Raw genomic sequence first — 20352 nt, 5'->3', positions numbered from 1 at the left:
GGGAAAGACTTGACCATGATGCGCCGCCTGACCGCCTTTGTCGCCATCGCCGCCCTGACCGGCGTCTCCGCCTGTCAGCAGCCGCAGCCGGAGCAACCGAGCGCCCCGGTCGAACCGAAGGCGGCGCCGGCGTCCAATGCGCCGTCGGTCGGTTACGCCTGCGAAAGCGGCGCGACGCTTCAGGTCCAGTACGTCGACAGCGACACCGCGCAACTGGCCTACAAGCAGCAGACCTACGCCCTGCGCTCGGTCCAGGCCGCCAGCGGCGCCCGCTATCTGGGCGCCGGCGTGGAATGGTGGACCGCGACCCGCGACGGTCAGGAAAGCGGCACGCTGAGCCGCCTCGGCCCGGACGGCACGACCGGCGTGGCGGTGCTGGAGCGGTGTTCGCGTCCGATCCCCGGCGCTGACGTGACGCCGGGACCGCTCCCCATCCCCGGTCAGACCCCCACGCCTGCGCCTGGCGGCGTTCTGCCCGCCTCCATGCCCTGCAAGGGACCGCAATTGAAGCTGGCGGCCGAAGGCGGTGACGCCGGCGCGGGCAATCGGGTTCGCAACTTCAGCCTTCAGAACGTCGGGACGCAGGCGTGCAGCCTCACCGGCTATCCCGGCGTGACCTTGCAGGATGCGCGGGGTCGCCCCGTGACCTCGATCCGCGCCGACCAGAGCCCCGGCAGCTATTTCCGTCAGGGCCAGGCGCCGACGCCGGTCGAAGTCGCGCCCCAGGCCAAGGCCTATTTCGAAACGGCCTGGAATGTGGTCCCGGACGAGACGATGCAGAAGTCCTGCCCCAGCGTGGCGACCCTGCGTGTGACCGCGCCGGGCGACACCGCCGCGATCAGCCTGCCGTTCGAGTTCCAGCCGTGCGGCGGCAAGATCCGCGTCAGCCCGATCCGGGCCGAAGCGGACCCCGAACCTGCGACCTGATGCGGGTGGAAACGGATCGGAAATCGGCGTAGGTCGCGGCCATGACTCAGACATTCTATGACCGCGTCGCCGGTGAACTGACCGAGATCGACGCCCAGGGCCTGACCAAGCCCGAACGCATCATCGCCTCGCGCCAAGGCCCGGTGATCCAGGTCGCCGGCCGCGACGTGCTGAACTTCTGCGCCAACAACTATCTGGGTCTGGCGGGCGACGAGCGCGTGACCCAAGCGGGGATCGCGGCGCAGCAGAAGTGGGGGGCGGGCACGGCCTCGGTTCGCTTCATCTGCGGCACGCTGGAAATCCACAAGGAGCTCGAAGCCGCCATCGCCGGCTATCTCGGCTTCGAGGACGCCATCCTGTTCGCCGCCGCCTTCGACGCCAATGGCGGCCTGTTCGAACCCCTGCTGGGCGAGAACGACGCCATCGTGTCGGACAGCCTGAACCACGCCTCGATTATCGACGGGGTGCGGCTGTGCAAGGCCAAACGCTATCGGTTCGCCAACTCCGACATGGACGAGCTGGAGACCCGGCTGAAGGAGGCCCGCGCGGCCGGCGCGCGCGACATCATCATCGCCACCGACGGCGCCTTCTCGATGGACGGCTATATCGCCAAGCTGGATGAGATCCGGGCGCTGGCCGACAAATACGACGCCCTGATCATGGTCGACGACTGCCACGCGACGGGCTTCCTGGGTCCGCAAGGCAAGGGCTCCTTCGCCTATCACGGGGTCGAGGTGGATTTCGTCACCGGCACATTCGGCAAGGCCTTGGGCGGCGCCATGGGCGGCTTCATCTGCGCCAGGAAGTCGGTGGTCGAACTGCTGAAACAGCGGGCGCGGCCCTATCTGTTTTCCAACGCCCTGGCGCCGGCGGTGTGCGGGTCGAGCCTGGAGGCCATCCGCATCGCGCAAGGTTCGGAGGGAGATGCTCTGCGCACCCGCCTGTCGGCCAACGCCCATCGCTATCGCAACGCCATGGCCGATGCGGGCTTCACCCTGCTGGCCGGCGAACATCCGATCATCCCGGTCATGCTGGGCGACGCCAAGCTGGCGCAGGATTTCGCCGCGCGCGCGCTGGAACTGGGCGTCTATGTGATCGGGTTTTCGTTCCCGGTCGTGCCGCGCGGCCAGGCCCGTATCCGCACACAGATGTCGGCGGCGCATTCGTTCGAGCAGATCGACCGGACGGTTGCGGCGTTTACGCAGGCGGGCCGGGAGTTGGGCGTCATCTAGTTTTCTCCCTCTCCCCTTGGGAGAGGGCTTGAGCCTCGCAGAGCGAAGCGATGCGCAAGGCGAAAGGGTCAGGGTCGGGTGGCCCCGGTTGAGGCGCGGCCCTCACCCTTTCGCGCAAGTCCGATCGCCCGATGGGCTCTCGGGCGCTCAAGCCCTCTCCCGCTGGGAGAGGGATCAGGTTGTAGGAGAGACGGTATGACCGACACGATGAAAGCCCTGGCCAAGACCGCACCCGGCATCGGCCTCGAACTGATCGACGCCCCGATCCCCGAGGCGGGGCCGGAGGATGTGCTGATCCGGGTGCACCGGACCGCCGTCTGCGGCACCGACATCCACATCTGGAACTGGGACGAGTGGTCCCAGAAGAATGTCCCGACCCCAATGATCACCGGCCACGAGTTCGCCGGCGAGATCGTCGCCATCGGCAAGGACGTGGATCGCCCGCTGAAGATCGGGCAGCGCGTCTCGGCCGAGGGGCATGTCATCGACCTGAACTCCGAAGCCGCCCGCGCCGGTCATTTCCATCTGGACCCGCACACGCGCGGCATCGGCGTCAACCGCCAGGGCGCCTTCGCCGAGTTTGTGGTGGCCCCGGCCTTCAACGTGATCGAACTGCCCGACGACGTGCCCTATGAGATCGGCTCGATCCTCGACCCGTTCGGCAATGCGGTGCACACGGCGCAGCAGTTCGACCTGCTGGGCGAGGACGTCCTGGTGACCGGCGCCGGTCCCATCGGCATGATGGCCGCCGCCGTGGCCCGTCACGCGGGCGCGCGCACCGTGGTCCTGACCGACATCAACGACTTCCGGCTGGAGCTGGCCCAGAAGGTGGCGCCGGGCGTTCGCACCGTGAACACCACCAAGGAAGACATCCACGACGTGATGAAGGAACTGGGCCTGAAGGTCGGCTTCGACGTGGCGCTGGAGATGTCGGGGTCGCCCATCGCCTTCAAACAGTGCGTCGACACCCTGATCATGGGCGGCGGCATGGCCATGCTGGGCATTCCCAGCAAGCCGATGGAAACCGACTGGGGCGCCATCATCCTGAAGGCCCTGACCATCAAGGGCGTCTACGGCCGCGAGATGTTCACCACCTGGCGCAAGATGCTGGGCCTGTTGAAAGCCGGTCTGGACCTCAGCCCGCTGATCACCCACCGCCTGAGTTATGCCGACTACCAACAAGGCTTCGAGGCCATGAAGTCGGGCCAGTCGGGCAAGGTCGTGCTGGACTGGGACAAGGCCGCCTGAAGCCTTGGACGTTGATCAGACCGCAAGCAGCTGTTTGATCAACGCCTTTTCGAAACCCTTGGTCTCCGAGCCGGGCAAGACACCGGTGATTTCGCCGCTTTCGAACAGGGCGAAGACCTTGGGGTGGACATAGGAGACGCGGCAGACGGTTGGGGTGTTGCCCAGCAGGCCCGCGACGGCCTTGACGCAGACGGTGATCTTTCGCTTGGCGTCGGTGGGCGAGGTCGGGGCTTCGGTGTCTCGCAATGCCCGTGCCGCCGAGACGGTGCCGGCCCAGGTGCGGAAGTCCTTGGCCGAGAACTGCTCGCCCATCGCTTCGCGGATGTATTCGTTCACGTCGTCGGAATCGACGGGGCACAGTTCGCCGTCCGCCGTGCGGTATTTGAACAGTTGCTGGCCCGGCAAGCCCTCCAGCTCGCGCACCACGCGGGCCAGGCGACGGTCCTTGACGCTGACGCTGTGGTCCTTGCCGCTCTTGCCGCGAAACTCGAACGTCAGGGCCGAGCCGTCCACCTCCAGATGGCGCTTGTGCAGGGTGGTCAGGCCGTAGCTGCGGTTTTGCTTGGCGTAGATGGAGTTGCCCACGCGGATCAGGGTGATCTCCAACAGGCGCACGGCGGTGGCCAGCACCTTCTCACGACAGACGCCGCGTAGGCTCAGATCGTGCTCGACCTTGTCGCGAAGTTTGGGCAGGGCGCGGGAGAAGGCGGGCAGTTTGTCGAACTTGTTTTCGGACCGCGCCGTGCTCCAGTCGTTGTGATAGCGATACTGTTTGCGGCCCTTCACATCGCGGCCGGTGGCCTGGATGTGGCCATTGGCCTTGGGGCAGATCCAGACGTCGGTCCAGGCGGGCGGAATGGCCAGTGCGCGGATGCGGGCCAGGACCTTGGGGTCGCTGATCGTCTTGCCCTTGGCGTCTTTGTAGGACCAGCCCTTGCCGGCGCGGCGACGGCTCAGGCCCGCGAACTCGTCGCTGCAATAGCTGAGCCCTTGCGGAACCTCGACGGCGATGTCGAAGGCGTGCGATCCGTCGGCCATCCGCCGCGTTTCCTTTTCATTGGTCTTTCAGCCGCTTGCCGAAGACGAGCGACGAACGCGGGGCCGGGGCGGCGAGTTCCGCTTGACGACAGGAACGGAGCGGGAGACGAGGCGGCATGAACTATCGCCACAGCTTCCACGCCGGAAACTTCGCCGACCTGCTCAAACACGCCCTGGTGCTGTGGCTGGTGAAGGCGCGTCAGGAAACAGGTCCGCTGACCGTGTTCGACACCCATGCAGGGGCTGGGCTGTACGACCTTTCGGGGGACGGGACGCGGTCGAAGGAGGCCGAGGCCGGGGTGGCGCGGCTGATGACGGCGGACGGCCGGACGCCGCTGATGGATGCGCTGGCGGCCGAGGTGGCGGCGATCAATCCTGACGGCGGCGTGCGATATTATCCGGGGTCGCCATTGCTGATCGCTGAAGCGCTGAAGGACGGTGGCCGCTATGTCGGGTTCGAGCTGAACCCGCCGGTTCGGGCCATGTTGGCGGAGGCGTTGGCTGGACGGACGAATGCTCAGGCGCGCGAGGGCGACGGCTATGCAGAGGTGGTCGCGGAGGCGGCCAAGGTGCGCGGGCCGCTGGTGCTGATCGACCCGCCGTTCGAGAAGCCCGACGACTATGTCCGCTCGGCCGAGACTGCGATTACAGTGGTGAAGCGCGACCCCACGGCGACGGTGGCGATCTGGACCCCGTTGAAGGATCTGGAGACCTTCGACGGCTTCATCCGGCGGCTGCAAGGCAAGGCGGGGCCGATCCTGGTCGCGGAGGCGCGGCTGAGGCCGCTGACCAATCCGATGAAGATGAACGGCTGCGCCCTGGTGGTGGTCAATCCGCCAGAGGGCGCCGAGGCCGCCGCGAACGAAGTCTGCGGCTGGGTCGCCGGCGCCCTGGGCGAGGCCGGCGGACGGGCCGAGGTCTGGACCTTCTGACCGCAGTCACTAGGTTGGTCGCATGACGCGCATCGCCATTCTGGAAACCGGACATCCGCCGGAGCATCTGAAGGACGACTACGACGACTATCCGGCGCGGTTCCGGGCGCTGCTGGGCGAGGGCGTGGCGACGACGCGGTTCGATGTGCAGTCGGGGCATTTGCCGGACGATCCGTCGGCGTTCCAGGGCGCCATTGTCACGGGGTCTGCGGCGGGGGTCTATGACAATCTGCCGTGGATTCCGCAGTTGGTGGAGTGGCTGAGGGCGGCGCGCGGACGCACGCGTCTGGTCGGCATCTGTTTCGGACATCAGGCGCTGGCCCATGCCTTCGGTGGAGCGGTCGAGAAGTCCGACAAGGGCTGGGGTGTGGGGCTGCATCGCTATGACGTGCGCGTCGACGAGCCTTGGATGCATCCGCGTGCGCGGACGATCGCCATTCCCGTGTCGCATCAGGATCAGGTGACGGCGATTTCGGACGATGCGCGGGTGATCGCCTCCAGCGGCTTCACCCCCTACGCCGGTCTGGCCTGGGGAGAGGACGCGATCTCGTTTCAGTGCCACCCCGAGTTCCAGCCGGACTATGCGGCGGCTTTGATCGAGGGACGGCGCGGGACACGCATTCCGCACCCGGTGGCGGACGAGGCGATCGACAGTCTGAAGCGACCCAACGACCGGGCCGTGCTTACGGCCTGGATCCGCGCCTTCCTGCTGCTGACGCCGCCGGTCGAGGATTACGGCAGCGGGATCTAGAGGCCCAACAGCCGGATCAGCGCCAGCGCCAACCCCACCAAGGCGGCCAGTGACAGGATGACGGCGGAGACGACGCGGCCGCCAGCGCGGGCGACGGCGCGGATGTCGGTCTGAAGGCCCAGGGCGGCCATGGCGACGATGGTCAGCAGGCCGGACGCGGCAGCCATGGGCGCGAGGGCGGTCTGCGGGATCAGATCAAACGAGCGCAGGGCGATCATTACTAGGAAGCCGACGATGAACCACGGCAGCAGGCGGGCAAGCCCCGGCTTGGCCGCCGTCGGCGCGCGGTCGCGGAAGATCAGGGACAGGGCCAGGATGACCGGTCCCAGCATCAGCACGCGCACCAGCTTGACCACCGTGCCGGTCTGGGTGGCGACGGCGCCGAACGGGGCGGCGGCGGCCAGGACCTGCGGCACGGCATAGACGGTCAGGCCGGCCAGGGCGCCGTATTGCAGGCCGTTCAGATGGATCAGGCCGCCCAACAAGGGCAGGGCCAGGACCACGATCACACCCAGCACGGCGGTGAAGGCGATGGAGGCCGCGACCTCCTCGCCGTCGGCATCAATGACGGGCGCGACGGCGGCGATGGCGGAGTTGCCGCAGATGGCGTTGCCGCAGGCGACCAACAGGGCCATGCGCGGGTTCAGTCCCAGGGCGCGGCCGACGCCGAAACCGACGACGATTCCGACGACGACCAAAAGTAGGATTCCGACGACGAAAGATACGCCCAGAGACGACAAGGTCGCGGCGCTGACCGAGGCGCCCAGCAGGACAACCGCCACCTCCAGCAGGGTCTTGGCCGAGAAGTCGATGCCGGCCTTGAACCGTACATCCGGCGTCCAGGCCGTACGGACGGCGGCGCCCAGCAAGATGGCCAGCACCAGCGGCTCCAGCCAGACATGGCCGATGACGTCGCGCTCGATACTGGTCAGGCCGATGGCGGCCAGGGTCACCAGCAGACACAGCATGACGCCCGGCCGGATCGTGCGCCCGAACGCCGACGCCGACGCCAGGCTTGGCGGCTGTGCGGGGCAGGGCAGGGCAGCGGACTTCATGTGCGGGCAATGCGCCCGCTCTCGACGGCGGTCCAACGGATAGTTATGGTCGTTTCAATCCGATTTGGAGATCAATCGTGACCTTGGAACGCCTGCGCATCTTTGTGGCCGTGGCTGAACGCGACCATGTGACGGCGGCGGCGCGGGCGCTGAACCTGACGCAGTCGGCGGTGTCCAACGCCCTGGCGGCGCTGGAGGCGGAGCATGACGTGCGGCTGTTCGATCGGGTCGGGCGGGGCGTCGTCCTGAACGAAACCGGCCGGGCCTTCCTGCCCGAAGCGAAAGCCGTGCTGGCGCGTGCGGCGGCGGCGGAGGCCGCGCTGGCGGACATGAGCGCCCTGCGGCGCGGGCGGCTGGCGGTGTTCGCCAGCCAGACCATCGCCAGCTACTGGCTGCCGCGCCGGCTGGTGGATTTCCACAGAGCCTATCCGGGCGTCGAATTGGCGGTCGAGATCGGCAATACGCGCGAGGCGGCCCAGGCCGTGCTGAGCGGCGCGGCCGAGATCGGCCTGGTCGAGGGGGCGGTGGACGAGCCGGCCCTGTCCCAGGTCCAGGTGGGGTCGGATCGGCTGGCCGTGCTGGTGACGCCGGACCATCCGTGGGCGACGCGACGTCGGCTGGAGGCGAAGGATCTGGCGGGCCAGCCCTGGGTGTTGCGCGAAGTAGGCTCGGGCACGCGGTCGACGCTGGAGGCGGCGGTGCGGGACATGGGGCTCGATCCTGCGACCCTGTCGGTATCGATGACCCTGCCCTCGAACGAGGCCGTGCTGGCGGCGGCCGAGGCAGGAGCGGGGGCGACGGCCCTGTCGGAAAGCGTGGCCTATGCTTCGGTAGCGGCCGGCCGGCTGGTGACGGCGCCCTTCACCCTGCCAGAGCGGCCGTTTCGGCTGTTGAGGCACAGGGAGCGGTATCGCAGCCGGGCAGGAGACGTGTTCGTGGAGGCGATGGGGTGAAGCGTGCTTCCTTCTCCCAGAGGGAGAAGGTGGCTCGAAGAGCCGGATGAGGGGTTACGGTGCTGATCGCGTCGCCCAGCGTAACCCCTCACCCTTTCGCACAAAGGCCGATTGCTACGCTCTCGGGTGCTCAAGCCCTCTCCCACCGGGAGAGGGAGGCTGACCTAGGGCCACTTCACCGTCGGCGGCATGGACGACAGGATCGAGTCGACATTGCCGCCGGTTTTCAGGCCGAACATGGTGCCGCGGTCGTAGAGCAGGTTGAACTCGACGTAGCGGCCGCGTCGAATCAGCTGTTCCTCGCGCTCTTCCGCCGTCCAGGGCTCGGCCATGCGGGCGGCGACGATGCGGGGATAGACGTCCAGAAAGGCCAGGCCGATGTCGCGGGTGAAGGCGAAGTCGCGGTCGTAGTCGCCGCTGTCGTGATGGTCGTAGAAGACGCCGCCGGTGCCGCGCGGCTCCTTGCGGTGGGGCAGGTAGAAATACTCGTCGCACCAGGCCTTGTATTTGGCGTGCCAGGTCGGGTCGTGGGCGTCGCAGGCGGCCTGCATGGCGGCGTGGAAGGCGATGGTGTCGGGGTGGTCCTGGCGACGATCCGCCATCAGCACCGGCGTCAGGTCGCCGCCGCCGCCGAACCAGCATTTGGTCGTGGCGATGAAGCGGGTGTTCATATGCACCGCCGGCACGCGCGGACTGACCGGGTGGCAGATCAGGCTGATCCCCGTAGCGAAGAAGCGCGGATCGACGTCGGCGCCGGGCACGTTTTTGGCGTAGTCGGCCGGGAAGCTGCCGTGCACGGTCGAGACGTGGACGCCGACCTTTTCGAACAGGCGACCGTGCATCATCCCCATGACGCCGCCGCCGCCTTCCGCGCGGTCCCAGGTCGTGCGGACGAACCGGCCGGGTTCGCCGGGAAACAGGTCTGCCGGCGCCGCGTCCTCCAGCGCCTCGAAGGCGGCGTGGATGCGGTCGCGCAGATGTTCGAACCAGGCGCGGGTCTCGACCTTCTTGAGGTCGAGCGGATCGGAGAAGACGGCGTCGCTCATGGCGCGCTTGAACCACGTCGCGGCGGCGGCGTCATCCGGACAGGTTGTCATAGACGGAATCGCAGGCGCTAATGGCCGCCTGCCGTTTTCAGGAAGCCCGCCCATGATCCGTCGTTTTCTCTTCGTCACTGTCGCCGCCCTTGCCTTGGCGGGAGCGGCCCAGGCTCAGGATGCAGACGAGGCGCAGGTGCTGGGCATCCTGAAGACCACGCCGCTAATCGACGGGCACAACGACCTGCCGTGGGCGCTGCGACAGCAATATGGAAACGACGTCTACGCCGTTGATCTGACGAAGAACCTGGCAGCCTCGACCAAGCTGCACACCGACATCGCAAGACTGCGGGCCGGGGGCGTCGGCGGTCAGTTCTGGTCGGTCTATGTGCCTGCCAGCCTGACGCCGCGCGAGGCGGTCGAAGAGACCTTCGAACAGATCGATACGACCAAGCGGATCATCGCCGCGCATCCCGAGACCTTTGGCCTGGCCGAGACCGCCGACGAGGTGGACGCCGTGTTCGCGTCTGGCCGGATCGCCAGCCTGATCGGGATGGAGGGCGGTTATTCGATCAATGATTCGCTGGCCCTGTTGCGCGAATTCTATCGGGCCGGCGCCCGCTACATGACCCTGACCCACTCCAAGACCACGACCTGGGCCGACAGCGCGACGGACGCGCCGAAATGGGGCGGGCTGAATCCTTTCGGGGAAGAGGTGGTCAAGGAGATGAACCGGCTGGGCATGATGGTGGACCTGAGCCACGTGTCGGAGGACACGATGGTGGACGCCATGCGGGTCTCGGACGCGCCGGTGATCTTTTCCCACTCGTCGGCGCGGGCGGTGACGGACCATCCGCGCAATGTGCCGGATCGGGTGCTGCGGATGATGCCCCAGGACGGCGGGATCGTGATGATCAACCTGGCGCCGGGCTTCGTGTCCGAGGCGGTGCGGGCGTGGAACGGCGCCAAGGCCGGCGAGGAGGCGCGGCTCAAGACCTTGAACCCCGGCGATCCCGGCGCGGTGGAGGCCGGGCTGACGGCCTGGACTACCGCCAATCCGACGCCCCAGGCGACCATGGCCGACGTCGTCGCGCACATTCAGCATGTGCGCGAGGTCGCGGGCATCGACCATGTCGGCCTGGGTGCCGACTTCGACGGTATCGGCAGTCTGCCCGAAGGCATGGGCGGGGTGGACGCCTATCCGCGCATCCTGGCGGCCCTGATGGCAGCGGGCTGGACCGAGGCGGACATCCGCAAGATCGCCGGCGAGAACCTGTTGCGGGTCATGCGGGCCGTCGAGGCCGTGGCGGCGTCAAAGGCCGGCGAACGTCCGTCGATGGCGCGGCTGGAGCCAGCGGTTCAGGACTGACCGACCCCGCCCGTCTGGCGCAGGCCTTCCCACAGGGCGATGCCGGCGGTGACGGACAGGTTCAGCGAACGGGCCTGTGGGCGCAGGGGCACGACGACGCGGGCGTCGGCGGCGGCGTGGACATAGTCGGGGGCGCCCGCGCTCTCCTTGCCGAACAGAAGCACGTCGTCAGGCTGGAAGACGAAGTCGGGCAGGGGCGTGGCGCCGCGCGTCGTGAACAGCACCAGCCGCCCGACGGGGCGGTTCGCCTGGAAAGCCTCCCAGTCGGCGTGACGGGTCATGTGCGACAAGGGGCCGTAATCGAGGGCCGCACGCTTCATGGCGCGGTCGTCGAAACGAAAGCCGGTCGGCTCGATCACGTGCAGATCGACGCCGAAACAGGCCGACAATCGGATGCAGGCTCCGACGTTCTGAGGAATGTCAGGTTGAAAAAGGGCGAGACGCATTCTAAGGCCTGACATACGCGCGGCGAGGGGGTTTGTCGCGGTCTGTTTGCGAGCGTTTCGCAAGAAACGTCAGCAGCTTGCGTCCAAAGGGCGCAAGTCTCGGGCCGTCGGGGATTTCCGGCGTCTTTTGTTGGTTCGTGCCGTGGCTGGGAGAAGCTCCTGGGCTTCTTCCGCGGCGTTCGAGAGGTGGAAACGTGGCCGAATCGGTCGTGCATACGGAAGACACTCACAGCCCAGAGGGCGGTGATCCCAATCGTCGGGACTTCATTCACATCGCGGCGGGCGCTGCGGCGGTCGGCGCGGGCGCAATGATCGCCTGGCCGCTGATCAACCAGATGAACCCGGCGGCCGACACCCTGGCCCTGGCCTCGATCGAGTTCGACCTGACCAAGGTTCAGCAGGGCCAGCAGGTCGTGATCAAATGGCAGGGCAAGCCGGTGTTCGTGCGCTATCGCACGCCAGCCGAAATTCAGAAGGTCCAGTCGGAGGGCGCCGTCGGCAGCCCCCCGCAGACCGACGCCGAACGCACCAAGGCCGGTCACGAGCCCTATCTGGTCGTCGTCGGTTCGTGCACGCACCTGGGCTGCGTGCCCACGTTCAACGCAGGCGACTACGGCGGCTGGTTCTGCCCCTGCCACGGCTCGCACTACGACGCGTCCGGTCGCATTCGAAAGGGGCCTGCGCCCCTGAACCTGGTTGTGCCGGATTACGAATATACGTCCGACACCCGCGTCAAGATCGGTTGAGGACCAAGGGGGGATCATGAGCGATCACGAGAGCACCTACGTCCCGAAAACGGGCGTCGAGAAGTGGCTGGACACCCGGCTGCCCATCATCCGTTTCGGCGCGGACTACATGTCCCTGCCGACGCCGCGGAACCTGAACTACTGGTGGACCTTCGGCGGCATCCTGGCCCTGTGCCTGATGACGCAGATCATCACCGGCATCGTTCTGGCCATGCACTATACGCCGAACGTGGACCTGGCCTTCGCCTCGGTCGAGCGCATCATGCGCGACGTCAACGGCGGCTGGCTGATCCGCTATGTCCACGCCAACGGCGCGTCGATGTTCTTCATTGCCGTCTATCTCCACATGCTGCGGGGGCTGTACTACGGCTCCTACAAGGCGCCGCGCGAGATGATCTGGATCATCGGCTGTGTGATCTTCTTCCTGATGATCGCCACCGCCTTCCTGGGCTATGTCCTGCCCTGGGGTCAGATGTCGTTCTGGGGCGCGGAGGTCATCACCAATCTGATCGGCGCCATCCCCGTGCTGGGCGAGCCGATCCTGATCTGGCTGCGTGGCGGACCGGCGATCGACAATGCGACGCTGAACCGCTTCTTCTCGCTGCACTATCTGCTGCCGTTCGCCATCCTGGGCTGCGTCGTACTGCACCTTTGGGCGCTGCACGCGGCCGGTCAGAACAACCCGGTCGGCATCCTGATCCCCAAGGATCGCGCGAAGAAGGACATGCTGCCCTTCCACCCGTATTTCACGGTCAAGGACGGGTTCGCGATCATCCTGTTCCTGATCCTGTTCGCCATCTTCGTCTTCTATCAGCCGAACGCCCTGGGCCACGCCGACAACTACATCCCGGCCAACCCGCTGCAGACGCCGGCGCACATTGTGCCCGAGTGGTACATGCTGCCCTTCTACGCGATCCTGCGCGCCGTCCCGGACAAGTTCGGCGGCGTGGTGGCGATGTTCGGCGCCATCGGCGTGCTGTTCGTCCTGCCCTGGCTGGATACGTCCAAGGTGCGCTCCATGCGCTACCGCCCGACGATGCGCACCTTCTTCATCATCTTCCTGGTGGTGGGCGTGGGGCTGGGCTGGTGCGGCGGTCAGTTGCCTGACGCGCCGGTGATCGGGTCGTTCGAGACCTTCACCCTGATCGACGGCGACCTGAACTCCTATCTGTGGCTGACGCGGGTGTTCACCCTCTACTACTTCGCCTTCTTCCTGATCATCATGCCGCTGGTCGGATTGAAGGAGCAGCCGCTGCCGATCCCGGCGACGATCTCCGAACCGGTCCTGACCGGCGCGGACGCCGTCGAGCAGAAGGGCTGAGGGGCATGACGATTGGAATGAAGACCGTGTCGATCAAGACGATCCTCGCCTCGGCGGCCGTTGCGCTGGGGCTGATCAGCGCCGCCGCCCCCGCCATGGCGGCCGGCGCCGCCGCCCACCCGCGCTCGGGCGGTTTCAGTTTCGAGGGGCCGTTCGGAACCTATGACCAGGGCCAGTTGCAACGCGGCTACAAGGTCTATCAGGAGGTCTGCGCCGCCTGTCACGGCATGAACCTGATGCACTATCGGAACCTGGGCGACCGTCATGGTCCGTTCTGGAATCCGAAATATCCGAACCCGAACGACAACCCGGTGGTCAAGGCTCTGGCCGCCGAGAACCAGGTGCCGGATATCGACAGCGAAACCGGCGAGCCGATTCTGCGGGACGCCACCCCGGCCGACAAGTTCCGCGTTCCCTATCCGAACGCCACCGCGGCGGCGGCGGGCAACGGCGGCGCCGCGCCGCCCGACCTGTCGGTCATGGCCAAGGCCCGTCACGACGGCGCCAACTACATCTACTCGTTGCTGTCGGGCTACCGGGCCGCACCGGCGGGACTGCAGATCCGCGATGGCCAGCACTACAACCCCTATATGGCCGGCGATCTGACGCCGTTCTGGGACAAGGAAAAGGGCCATGTCCCGCCTGGCGGTTTCATCGCCATGCCCGCGCCGCTGCAAAACGGCCAGGTCACCTATGACGACGGCTCGCCCCAGACGCTGGATCAGTATTCCAAAGACGTTGCGGCCTTCATCGCGTGGACGTCGGAACCCAAGATGGTCGAACGCAAGCAGGCCGGGTTCGGCGTGATGATCTTCCTGTTGATCTTCGCGGGCCTGACCTACGCCAGCTATCGCCGGATCTGGAAGGGCGTCGCCCACTAAGGGAACCTCGCCAGCCCGAAATCTTGAGCCCGTCGAAGTTCGCTTCGGCGGGCTTTTTCGTTTGCGACGAATGGTCCAGGACACGGAATCGACACGGTGGGCTTGGCCGCCTAGGGTCGGTCATCATCTACGGCTGTGGGGCCACTGTTCATGCGTCTTGTCTCTTCGTTCGCGGCTGTGCTTCTGGCCGGCGCCGCCATGTCCGCCTGCGCGACCGCGCCCAATCCCGGCGCCGTCCATACCGTTCCCGTCTTCGACGCCGCGCGGATTTCGCAGGACATCAAGACGCTGTCGGACGACAGCTATGAGGGGCGCGGCATCGCCACCCCGGCGGAAGAGAAGGTCGTGCGCTATCTGAGCGAAGGCTATGCCGCCGCCGGGTTCGAGCCCGGCGGGCCGAACGGTCAGTGGACGCAGGACGTCGTGCTGAACCGCTTCGTCCAGTCCAACGTCCAGGCCTCGTTGAAGCTGGGCGACTGGACCCTGCCGATGACGCAGGGGCGCGAGGTCGCCATCTCGACCCGCCGCCCGGCCGAGCATGTCAGCCTGAAGGACGCGCCGCTGGTCTTCGTCGGCTACGGCATCAATGCGCCCGAGCGCCAGTGGAACGACTTCAAGGACCAGGACCTGCGCGGCAAGATCCTGGTCGTGCTGGTCAACGACGCCGATTTCGAAGAGCCGGCGCTGAACACCTTCGGCGGCAAGGCCATGACCTATTACGGCCGCTGGACCTACAAATACGAAGAGGCGGCCAAACACGGGGCGGCGGGCGTGCTGATCGTCCACGAGACGGCGCCGGCCTCGTATGGCTGGGCGACGGTCGCCAACTCATGGGGCGTGCCGCAGTTCGACATCCTGCGCCAGAATGCGGCGGCCGAGCGCGTGCCGATGGAGGGCTGGATCCAGCGGGATGTGGCGGTCGATCTGTTCCGCCGCGCCGGCCTCGATTTCGAAGCGTTGAAGGTCCAGGCGCGCAGCCGTGACTTCCAGCCCGTCGCCTTGCCCGGCGCGGGCTTCTCGACCGAGTTCGACGTGGCGACCAATCAGGTCACCAGCCACAATGTCATCGCCCGCCTGCCGGGCACGACCCATCCGGACGAGACGGTGCTGTATACCGCCCACTGGGACCATATCGGCATGGGCGAGCCGGACGCGACGGGCGACCGCATCTTCAACGGCGCGGTCGACAACGCCTCGGGCACGGCAGGGCTGCTGGAACTGGCGCGGATGTTCGGCGGTGCGCCGCGCACCGAACGGTCCATCGTGATCATCAGCTTCACCGCCGAGGAAAGCGGCCTGCTCGGTTCGGAATACTATGCCGTCAATCCGGTGTATCCGCTGGCCAAGACCGTGGGCGGGTTCAATATGGATTCGATGAACGTCTATGGCCGCGTCACCGGCCTGGGCGTCACCGGCTATGGCCAGTCGGACTTCGACGAGCGTCTGGCGGCGGCGATCCAGCCGCAGGGCCGCAGCCTGGTCCCCGACTATGAGAACGCGGCCGGCACCTATTATCGCTCGGACCACTTCCCCCTGGCCAAGCGCGGCGTGCCGATGGCCTATGCCGGCAGCCGGGGCGACTTCCGCGACGCGCCGATCGCTGAGCGCGAGGCTGCGCGGGCGGAATATGGCGCCAAACGCTATCACCAGGCGGCGGACGAATGGTCGCCGGACTGGGACTATCGCGGCATGATCGAGGACCTGACGGTCTTCTATGATGTCGGCCGCGCCCTGGCGAACGGCCGCGACTGGCCGCAATGGAAGCCGGGGTCGGAGTTCGCGCCTGCGCGGGAAACCTCGGCGTCCGAACGCCGCTAAGTCGTAGAAATCAAAAGAAGGGGCGGGGATGTGTCTCCGCCCTTTCGTCGTTGGTCCCTGTCGAGTACGCTTCATGATCCTTCGCCGTTCATCCGTCGCCGCCTTTGCGGCGCTTGCCCTGGCCGCCTGTGCGACCGCACCGGTTTCTGCACCGCCGCCTCGGCTGGATGCCTTCGCCGTCGCCTCGGCCGCAACACCGCAGTTCAGCGCCCAGCGCCTGTCGGACCACATCAAATATTTGGCGTCGGACGAGATGGAGGGGCGGTTCCCCGGCCTGGTCGGGGAAGGTCTGACCTTGGCCTATCTGCAGGCCCAATATGAGGCGATGGGGCTGGAGCCGGGCGGTCGCGACGGATCGTGGCTGCAGCCGGTGGATTTGGTGCGGTTCACGCCGCAGCGGGCACCCACGGCGGCATGGACCGGGGCGGACGGGGCGATGCATCCGCTGGTTTCGGGAACCGACATCACCCTGCGCGCGGGCCCGGCCGATCCGGCGGTGAAGGTCGAAGGCGCACCGTTGGTCTTCGCCGGTTATGGCATTTCGGCCCCGCAATGGGACGACTACGGCGACGCGGACCTGACCGGCAAGGTCGTCGTCGTCCTGCGCGGTCAGCCGACCTCCATGGGCGCCGACCCGAACTTCTACGGCTCGACCACGCACAAGACGCAGGAGGCGCTGAGGCGCGGCGCCGTCGGCGTCATCACGCTTCAGGATCAGGATGGCCGCTGGCGGCGCGCCGTGGGCGGGGCGACCCGGCCGCAGATGACGGTTAAGGGCGCGGAGGACGCCCGCTTTACCGGCGCGATCAACATGGCCACCGCAACCGCTATCGGCGGCGAGGCCTTCATGGGCATGGCTGAGCGCGGCAAGACGGCGGCGCTGGGCGGTGCAGTCGATATGGGCGCGCGCCTTAGCGTCGACATCGCCGAGACGACCGAGGTCATCCACTCCAACAACCTGCTAGCCAAGATTCCCGGCACGGAACGGCCGGACGAATATGTCTTCTACTCCGCCCACTGGGACCACGTCGGAAAGGCGAAGACGCCGAACGCCGAGGGGGACGACATCTTCAACGGGGCCTGGGACAATGCGTCGGGCACGGCGGGCCTGATCGAAATGGCGCGGGCGTTCAAGGCGGGGCCGGCGCCGAAACGCACCGTGGTCTTCCTGCACGTCACGGCCGAGGAGCAGGGCCTGTTGGGGTCCGAAGCCTATGCCGCCGACCCGGTCTATCCGCTGGCGAAGACGGCGGCGGACATCAACATCGACATGCTGCCCTTCACGCCTGCGACGCGGGATGTGGCGGTGTTCGGGGTCGGCAAGTCGGAGCTGGAGGACATTCTGGGCCGGTTCGCGGCCGTGCAGGGGCGCGTGGTGACGGGCGACGGTTATCCCGAGGAAGGCTTCTACTACCGCTCCGACCATTTCAACTTCGCGGCCGGCGGGGTGCCGGCCCTGATGCCTTGGACGGGACGCGATTTCGTCGAGGGCGGGATCGACGCGGGCAAGCCCTATTACGAGGGGCAGATGGAGCGGTATTATCACAAGCTGACCGACGAATGGCGCGCCGACTACGACTTCACGGCGGCGCTGCAGAACCTGGATCTGCTGTATCGGCTGGGATTGACGGTGGCCGACAGCGAAGGCTGGCCGGCTTGGAAGCCGACCGCCGAGTTCAACGCCATCCGTGATCGCACGGCCGATCAGCGGCGGTAGGTCTCAGGCCGCCGCGAACGGATAGGGGCTGACCGATTTCGACCAGTCGTCGACCGCCAGCGGGCGGTCGATGGGGGCGGCGGCGCGTTCGGCGCACGGGTGGCGGTGGCACAGGCGGCAGGCCGGGCCGATGGGGGTGACGTCGGGCCGTTCCAGATTAAGGCCGTGGGCATAGGCCAGGCGGTGGGCGTGGCGCAGTTCGCAGCCCAGGCCGATGGCGAGGTCATGGCTTTCGCCGAATCCGTCGTGGCCCTGACGTTCGACCGTTCGGGCGAAGGTGAACCAACGGCTTCCGTCCGGCGTCTCGATGATCTGGGTGACGATGCGGCCCGGCGTGCGGAAGGCGCTGTGCAGCCGCCAGCGCGGGCAGGCGCCGCCGAAGCGTGAAAACGGAAAGGCGCCGGCCGCATAGCGTTTGGAGATGTTGCCCGCCTGATCAACCCGCATCAGGAAGAAGGGCACGCCGCGCGCCGTGGGGCGCGACAGGGTGGTTAGCCGGTGGGCGGCCTGTTCGTAGCTGACGCCAAACCGGGCCTGGAGCCGGGCCAGGTCGTATCCGGCAGCTTCCGCTGCGCGCTGGAAGGCGGCGTAGGGCATCAGGGTCGCGGCGGCGAGGGTGTTGGTCAGGGCGACCTTCAGCAGGGCGCGTGTCGCCGCATCGGGGGCGTTCGCGGCCTGAACCATGTCATGCAGGGCCGGGCCGTGCTCGACCAGGGCCAACTGATAGGCGACGGCGAAGGCGCGAGAGGATGGGCCGAAGGTTTCCGATAGCAGCAGACGGCGGCGGTGTAGGTCGTAGCGCCGGGTCCATTCGACCATGACCTCGGCGGGCAGGGTGCGGACCCCCAGGTCGTGTTTGGCCGCCAGCCGGTGACGCGCGGCGGGTTCGAAGCCGTCGGCGTGGGCGGGAGACTCGGCCGCAAGGGCTTCGGCCAGGGCCTCGCCCATCTGATCCAGTTCGGGGAAGTGGTTGCCGCGCGACTGGATATATTCGCGCACCCATTCGGCCGGGCTGGTCTCAACCAGGCCTTCGCCGTTCTCGGCGGCGGCGCGGGCCCGGGTGCGGCCGTCGTCGAAGGCCTGGTACAGGCGCAGCATGGCGTCGGCGATGCCCGGCGCCTCCTCCAGCAGTTGCACCAGTTCGTGGCGCGGTGCGGACAAGCCCTTGAACAGGGGGTCGGCCAGAATTTCCGTCAGGCGGGCCTCGTCCGCCGCCCCGCCCTGGTTCAGGCTGCGCAGATCGACATCATAGGTTTCGGCCAGCCGCAGCAGCAGCTGGGCCGAAACGGGCCGCTGGTTACGCTCTATGTGGTTGAGATAGCTGGGGGAAACGCCCAGGTCGGCCGCCATGCCCGTTTGGGTCAGGGCCAGGTCGCGCCTTAGCCGCTTCAGCCGGGCGCCGAGGAAGAGCTTGCGATCGGCGGAGGCGTCCATGGCTGCAGAATGTCACAACGTGACCGATAATGCAAAGTCACGATGTGACAAAGTGACATCAATGACTCGGGTGTTGCTGTGTCATTCGTGACTGTCCCGTGTTCTTGTCCCTGAGACGGCGGCTGCGGCCGCGCCCTTCAGAGACCGAGTTCGACCATGACCACCTTCGCCGATCTGGTTCCTTCGCCCGCCGGCCGTTTCGACGGCATCGAGCGCCCCTATACGCCGGAAGACGTCCTGCGCCTGCGCGGCTCGGTGCCGATCACCCACACGCTTGCCGAACGCGGCGCCAACCGCTTGTGGCAGCTGCTGCATGACGAGCCCTTCATCAACGCCCTGGGCGCCGTCACCGGCAACCAGGCCATGCAGATGGTCCGCGCGGGTCTGAAAGCCATCTATCTGTCGGGCTGGCAGGTCGCGGCCGACGCCAATACGGCGGGCGCCATGTATCCGGACCAGTCGCTGTACCCGGCCAACGCCGCGCCGGAACTGTGCCGCCGCATCAACCGCACCCTGCAGCGCGCCGACCAGATCGAGCACGCCGAGGGCGGGGCCAAGCGCGACTGGTTCGTCCCCATCGTCGCTGACGCCGAGGCCGGCTTCGGCGGGCCGCTGAACAGCTTCGAGATCATGAAGGCCTTCATCGAGGCGGGCGCCGCCGGCGTCCACTTCGAGGACCAGCTGGCGTCCGAGAAGAAGTGCGGCCACCTGGGCGGCAAAGTCCTGATCCCGACCCAGGCGCATGAGCGCAATCTGGTTGCGGCCCGCCTTGCGGCCGACGTCATGGGCACGCCGACCATCACGGTCGCCCGCACCGATGCCGAAAGCGCCCAGCTGATCACTTCGGACATCGATGAGCGCGACCAGCCCTTCATCGACCGCGACAACCGCACGCCGGAGGGCTTCTTCCGTCTGAAGGAAGGCACGGGTCTGGACCACTGTATCGCGCGCGGCCTGTCCTACGCCAACATCGCCGACCTGTTGTGGTGGGAGACCTCGCACCCGGATCTGGATGATGCGAAGAAGTTCGCCGAGGCCGTGCAGAAAGAGCATCCGGGCAAGCTGATGGCCTACAACTGCTCGCCCTCCTTCAACTGGAAGGCCAAGCTGGACGACGCCACCATCGCCAAGTTCCAGCGCGAGCTGGGCGCCATGGGCTACAAGTTCCAGTTCGTGACCCTGGCCGGCTTCCACAGCCTGAACAACTCGATGTTCGAGCTGGCGGACGGTTATCGCGATCGTGGTATGGCGGCCTATTCGGAGCTGCAGCAGCGCGAGTTCGCCAACGAGGCCATCGGCTACACCGCTACGCGTCACCAGCGCGAAGTCGGCACCGGCTATTTCGACCAGGTCGCCACGGTCATCTCCAACGGCACGTCCTCGACGACGGCGCTGAAGGACTCGACCGAGACCGCCCAGTTCACCCACGCGGCTTAACCCGAAAAGG

At 67.1% G+C, this 20352-nt stretch carries 18 protein-coding genes; 13 read left to right on the top strand and 5 right to left on the bottom strand.

From position 1 onward, the window contains the following. Positions 1-15 precede the first annotated feature (15 nt). From ACK4MH_RS13665 to tdh, 3 genes are all read left to right on the top strand, one after another. Entirely contained in the window at positions 16-927 is a 912-nt protein-coding gene (locus ACK4MH_RS13665) for a DUF4232 domain-containing protein (RefSeq protein ID WP_409719292.1), read from the top strand. A 41-nt stretch (positions 928-968) separates the two neighbouring features. Beyond that, positions 969-2159, top strand: a complete 1191-nt coding sequence (locus ACK4MH_RS13660) for a glycine C-acetyltransferase (RefSeq protein ID WP_409719290.1) — start codon at positions 969-971, stop codon at positions 2157-2159. 207 nt (positions 2160-2366) lie between these two features. Continuing rightward, on the top strand, positions 2367-3407 hold the full coding sequence (gene tdh / locus ACK4MH_RS13655; protein ID WP_409719310.1) for an L-threonine 3-dehydrogenase: 1041 nt from the start codon (positions 2367-2369) through the stop codon (positions 3405-3407). A 15-nt stretch (positions 3408-3422) separates the two neighbouring features. Here the strand turns inward: tdh and ACK4MH_RS13650 are convergent, their stop codons facing one another. Then, positions 3423-4445 carry a DNA topoisomerase IB gene (locus tag ACK4MH_RS13650; protein WP_409719288.1) on the bottom strand — a complete coding sequence of 341 codons (1023 nt, stop codon included), beginning with the start codon at positions 4443-4445 and terminating at the stop codon, positions 3423-3425. Positions 4446-4561: 116 nt separating this feature from the next. Here ACK4MH_RS13650 and rlmJ point away from each other — a divergent pair, with 116 nt between their 5' ends. After that, positions 4562-5377: a 23S rRNA (adenine(2030)-N(6))-methyltransferase RlmJ gene (gene rlmJ, locus ACK4MH_RS13645; protein WP_409719286.1), complete on the top strand. Its 816-nt coding sequence runs from the start codon at positions 4562-4564 to the stop codon at positions 5375-5377. Between the two features lie 22 nt (positions 5378-5399). Next, the gene (locus tag ACK4MH_RS13640) at positions 5400-6128 is read left to right on the top strand and encodes a glutamine amidotransferase-related protein (protein WP_409719284.1); all 729 of its coding nucleotides are present in this window, start codon (positions 5400-5402) and stop codon (positions 6126-6128) included. Here ACK4MH_RS13640 and ACK4MH_RS13635 read toward each other — a convergent pair. Then, positions 6125-7183, bottom strand: coding sequence for a YeiH family protein (locus tag ACK4MH_RS13635; protein ID WP_409719282.1), 1059 nt, complete (start codon positions 7181-7183; stop codon positions 6125-6127). The two genes, ACK4MH_RS13640 and ACK4MH_RS13635, sit on opposite strands and share 4 nt — an antisense overlap. 77 nt (positions 7184-7260) lie before the next feature. Between ACK4MH_RS13635 and ACK4MH_RS13630 the strand changes: the two genes are divergently transcribed. Then, positions 7261-8136, top strand: coding sequence for a LysR family transcriptional regulator (locus tag ACK4MH_RS13630; RefSeq protein ID WP_409719280.1), 876 nt, complete (start codon positions 7261-7263; stop codon positions 8134-8136). A 164-nt stretch (positions 8137-8300) separates the two neighbouring features. On the opposite strand, the gene hemF is transcribed toward ACK4MH_RS13630, so the two are convergent. Continuing rightward, complete coding sequence (gene hemF / locus ACK4MH_RS13625) at positions 8301-9182, bottom strand: oxygen-dependent coproporphyrinogen oxidase (RefSeq protein WP_409719308.1); 882 nt, start codon at positions 9180-9182, stop codon at positions 8301-8303. A 103-nt stretch (positions 9183-9285) separates the two neighbouring features. Between hemF and ACK4MH_RS13620 the strand changes: the two genes are divergently transcribed. Next, positions 9286-10542 carry a dipeptidase gene (locus ACK4MH_RS13620; protein WP_409719278.1) on the top strand — a complete coding sequence of 419 codons (1257 nt, stop codon included), beginning with the start codon at positions 9286-9288 and terminating at the stop codon, positions 10540-10542. Here the strand turns inward: ACK4MH_RS13620 and ACK4MH_RS13615 are convergent. Then, entirely contained in the window at positions 10533-10988 is a 456-nt protein-coding gene (locus tag ACK4MH_RS13615) for a tRNA (cytidine(34)-2'-O)-methyltransferase (protein WP_409719276.1), read from the bottom strand. The genes ACK4MH_RS13620 and ACK4MH_RS13615 overlap by 10 nt on opposite strands. A 194-nt stretch (positions 10989-11182) precedes the next feature. Between ACK4MH_RS13615 and petA the strand changes: the two genes are divergently transcribed. From petA to ACK4MH_RS13590, 5 genes are all read left to right on the top strand, one after another. Then, complete coding sequence (gene petA, locus ACK4MH_RS13610; RefSeq protein ID WP_409719274.1) at positions 11183-11734, top strand: ubiquinol-cytochrome c reductase iron-sulfur subunit; 552 nt, start codon at positions 11183-11185, stop codon at positions 11732-11734. A gap of 16 nt (positions 11735-11750) precedes the next feature. Then, the gene (locus tag ACK4MH_RS13605; RefSeq protein WP_409719272.1) at positions 11751-13055 is read left to right on the top strand and encodes a cytochrome b; all 1305 of its coding nucleotides are present in this window, start codon (positions 11751-11753) and stop codon (positions 13053-13055) included. Positions 13056-13060: 5 nt separating this feature from the next. Then, a complete protein-coding gene (locus ACK4MH_RS13600; RefSeq protein ID WP_409719270.1) occupies positions 13061-13936 on the top strand; it encodes a cytochrome c1 in 876 nt (291 codons plus the stop codon). Positions 13937-14086: 150 nt separating this feature from the next. Then, the gene (locus tag ACK4MH_RS13595) at positions 14087-15754 is read left to right on the top strand and encodes a M28 family metallopeptidase (protein ID WP_409719268.1); all 1668 of its coding nucleotides are present in this window, start codon (positions 14087-14089) and stop codon (positions 15752-15754) included. Between the two features lie 73 nt (positions 15755-15827). Then, positions 15828-17471: a M28 family peptidase gene (locus ACK4MH_RS13590; protein ID WP_409719266.1), complete on the top strand. Its 1644-nt coding sequence runs from the start codon at positions 15828-15830 to the stop codon at positions 17469-17471. A 3-nt stretch (positions 17472-17474) separates the two neighbouring features. Here the strand turns inward: ACK4MH_RS13590 and ACK4MH_RS13585 are convergent, their stop codons facing one another. Next, positions 17475-18905: a short-chain fatty acyl-CoA regulator family protein gene (locus ACK4MH_RS13585; RefSeq protein WP_409719264.1), complete on the bottom strand. Its 1431-nt coding sequence runs from the start codon at positions 18903-18905 to the stop codon at positions 17475-17477. Between the two features lie 156 nt (positions 18906-19061). On the opposite strand from ACK4MH_RS13585, the gene aceA reads away from it, so the two are divergent. Further along, positions 19062-20342, top strand: a complete 1281-nt coding sequence (gene aceA, locus ACK4MH_RS13580; RefSeq protein ID WP_409719262.1) for an isocitrate lyase — start codon at positions 19062-19064, stop codon at positions 20340-20342. The last annotated feature ends 10 nt before the right edge of the window (positions 20343-20352 follow it).

It is taken from the genome of Brevundimonas sp., assembly GCF_046295075.1.
Taxonomy (GTDB): Bacteria; Pseudomonadota; Alphaproteobacteria; order Caulobacterales; family Caulobacteraceae; genus Brevundimonas.
This window is presented reverse-complemented; position numbering and strand designations above follow the sequence as displayed.

What these genes read in the sequence shown, in the direction of transcription:
- ACK4MH_RS13650 (WP_409719288.1), bottom strand. Translation starts at nt 4,445, where the DNA reads ATGGCCGACGGATCGCACGCCTTCGACATCGCCGTCGAGGTTCCGCAA.
- aceA (WP_409719262.1), top strand. Translation starts at nt 19,062, where the DNA reads ATGACCACCTTCGCCGATCTGGTTCCTTCGCCCGCCGGCCGTTTCGAC.
- ACK4MH_RS13585 (WP_409719264.1), bottom strand. Translation starts at nt 18,905, where the DNA reads ATGGACGCCTCCGCCGATCGCAAGCTCTTCCTCGGCGCCCGGCTGAAG.
- ACK4MH_RS13590 (WP_409719266.1), top strand. Translation starts at nt 15,828, where the DNA reads ATGATCCTTCGCCGTTCATCCGTCGCCGCCTTTGCGGCGCTTGCCCTG.
- ACK4MH_RS13605 (WP_409719272.1), top strand. Translation starts at nt 11,751, where the DNA reads ATGAGCGATCACGAGAGCACCTACGTCCCGAAAACGGGCGTCGAGAAG.
- ACK4MH_RS13665 (WP_409719292.1), top strand. Translation starts at nt 16, where the DNA reads ATGATGCGCCGCCTGACCGCCTTTGTCGCCATCGCCGCCCTGACCGGC.
- rlmJ (WP_409719286.1), top strand. Translation starts at nt 4,562, where the DNA reads ATGAACTATCGCCACAGCTTCCACGCCGGAAACTTCGCCGACCTGCTC.
- ACK4MH_RS13640 (WP_409719284.1), top strand. Translation starts at nt 5,400, where the DNA reads ATGACGCGCATCGCCATTCTGGAAACCGGACATCCGCCGGAGCATCTG.
- ACK4MH_RS13620 (WP_409719278.1), top strand. Translation starts at nt 9,286, where the DNA reads ATGATCCGTCGTTTTCTCTTCGTCACTGTCGCCGCCCTTGCCTTGGCG.
- tdh (WP_409719310.1), top strand. Translation starts at nt 2,367, where the DNA reads ATGAAAGCCCTGGCCAAGACCGCACCCGGCATCGGCCTCGAACTGATC.
- ACK4MH_RS13660 (WP_409719290.1), top strand. Translation starts at nt 969, where the DNA reads ATGACTCAGACATTCTATGACCGCGTCGCCGGTGAACTGACCGAGATC.
- ACK4MH_RS13600 (WP_409719270.1), top strand. Translation starts at nt 13,061, where the DNA reads ATGACGATTGGAATGAAGACCGTGTCGATCAAGACGATCCTCGCCTCG.
- ACK4MH_RS13635 (WP_409719282.1), bottom strand. Translation starts at nt 7,183, where the DNA reads ATGAAGTCCGCTGCCCTGCCCTGCCCCGCACAGCCGCCAAGCCTGGCG.
- ACK4MH_RS13595 (WP_409719268.1), top strand. Translation starts at nt 14,087, where the DNA reads ATGCGTCTTGTCTCTTCGTTCGCGGCTGTGCTTCTGGCCGGCGCCGCC.
- ACK4MH_RS13615 (WP_409719276.1), bottom strand. Translation starts at nt 10,988, where the DNA reads ATGCGTCTCGCCCTTTTTCAACCTGACATTCCTCAGAACGTCGGAGCC.
- hemF (WP_409719308.1), bottom strand. Translation starts at nt 9,182, where the DNA reads ATGAGCGACGCCGTCTTCTCCGATCCGCTCGACCTCAAGAAGGTCGAG.